This is a genomic window from Capillibacterium thermochitinicola, from assembly GCF_013664685.1.
GTDB classification, from domain to species: domain Bacteria; phylum Bacillota; class UBA4882; order UBA10575; family UBA10575; genus Capillibacterium; species Capillibacterium thermochitinicola.
This window is the reverse complement of record NZ_JAAKDE010000060.1, coordinates 1-1,489: the sequence shown is the minus strand read 5'-3', so window position 1 is coordinate 1,489 and position 1,489 is coordinate 1. Positions and strand designations below refer to the sequence as shown.

The 1,489-nt window shown below is 38.7% G+C and carries 3 protein-coding genes; all 3 read right to left on the bottom strand.

The features are described from left to right. Positions 1-60 precede the first annotated feature (60 nt). Positions 61-336 carry an AbrB/MazE/SpoVT family DNA-binding domain-containing protein gene (locus tag G5B42_RS11330; protein ID WP_181340582.1) on the bottom strand — a complete coding sequence of 92 codons (276 nt, stop codon included), beginning with the start codon at positions 334-336 and terminating at the stop codon, positions 61-63. 331 nt (positions 337-667) lie between these two features. Next, the gene (locus G5B42_RS11325) at positions 668-1,084 is read right to left on the bottom strand and encodes a putative toxin-antitoxin system toxin component, PIN family (protein ID WP_181340581.1); all 417 of its coding nucleotides are present in this window, start codon (positions 1,082-1,084) and stop codon (positions 668-670) included. Beyond that, positions 1,068-1,343, bottom strand: coding sequence for an AbrB/MazE/SpoVT family DNA-binding domain-containing protein (locus G5B42_RS11320; RefSeq protein WP_181340580.1), 276 nt, complete (start codon positions 1,341-1,343; stop codon positions 1,068-1,070). Before G5B42_RS11320 ends, G5B42_RS11325 begins: the two co-directional genes overlap by 17 nt. Positions 1,344-1,489 lie beyond the last annotated feature (146 nt).

Here is a 1,489-nt window from a genome sequence, read left to right as displayed (position 1 = left end):
GAATTCATAATTGCCAAACACAGGCTAGGAAATAAAATCGCTGAAATTAATACATTTGTATCAATCAGGATTCTCATATTTCTTCTCCCATAACTCTTTCCGTATCTGTTTAACTATCCTATTTAAATCTTCCTCAGATTTAATGCCTGCTTTTTCCGCTTCTCCCTTCATTGCTTCTTGAAACTCTCGTAAGGCTATCATTGCTGCATTAGCAAATATTATTCTATCGCCCTCCTCAATAAACACGACTTTATCTCCAGTTTTTAAATTGAGTTTTTTCCGGATCTCTATAGGTATTGTAATCTGTCCTTTTGAAGTTACTTTAGAAATTTCCATCTCGTTTCCCCCATTCCTTACTTTCCTTACTACTGTTATTTTACCACAACTAGAGAAAAAACGTGCATATTCTCATGCAGTAAAATTTAGCCCGCCCGGATGGCGGGCTTTACATGGTATGTCGGATAACGTTTCCGGGTTCCCGATGTTGCCGGGCCTTAGAGGCACCGACTGAACCCTAGTAATTACCCTCAGTGAAGGCGGTGCCGGCCAGACCTGGCTTAGGCCCGGCAATATGGGACGGAGTGACCGAAGGGAACGAAGCCGGGAACCCTGTTGTTATCCGACGTACCATGTCCCTCTTTTGAACCGAGACATGGAAGTCGAGGTCTTAATTTATTCCTTCAATAAATTCTTTTGGAGTTATAATCACAGGTAACTCAATTTCAATATCTCCAGTTTTTATATCAAAAAAGTCTTTATCTCCAGTAATAATTAGATCAACTCCCGCCACTATAGCTGTCACCAAAATTGGCAAGTCAGTTTTATCTCTAATTTCCGGATAATCTTCAGGATTAATATCTAAAGGTGTATAAACATATTCGTAAGAGTACTTGGCAAAGAATCTCTTCAATAAATGCTTTTTTCCTTTAAATCTGGTATCAAAAAGCACCTCTAGCTCTTCCATCACGTGTGAAGGTAAGACAAAAGTGTGTTCTAAGGCAATTTTATCCATCAGTCGATTCATATTTGGGCTAGGAAATAAAATCGCTGAAATTAATACATTTGTATCAATCAGGATTCTCATATTTCTTCTCCCATAACTCTTTCCGTATCTCTTTAACTAACCTATTTAAATCTTCCTCAGATTTAATACCTGCTTTTTCCGCTTCTCCCCTCATTGCTTCTTGAAACTCACGTAAGGCAATCATTGATGCATTAGCAAATATTATTCTATCGCCCTCATCAATAAACACGACTTTATCTCCGGTTTTTAAATTGAGTTTTTTCCGGATCTCTACAGGGATTGTAATCTGTCCTTTTGAAGTTACTTTAGAAATTTCCATCTCGTTTCCTCCATCCCTTACTTTCCTTACTGCTATTATTCTACCACAATGAGAGAAAAAACGTGCATGTTTTCATGCAGTAAAATTTAGCCCGCCCGGATGGCGGGCTTTACATGGTATGTCGGATAACGTTTGCCGATTACCGA

Coding starts and splice junctions, on each gene's coding strand:
- G5B42_RS11325 (WP_181340581.1), bottom strand. CDS start 1,084: ATGAGAATCCTGATTGATACAAATGTATTAATTTCAGCGATTTTATTT.
- G5B42_RS11320 (WP_181340580.1), bottom strand. CDS start 1,343: ATGGAAATTTCTAAAGTAACTTCAAAAGGACAGATTACAATCCCTGTA.
- G5B42_RS11330 (WP_181340582.1), bottom strand. CDS start 336: ATGGAAATTTCTAAAGTAACTTCAAAAGGACAGATTACAATACCTATA.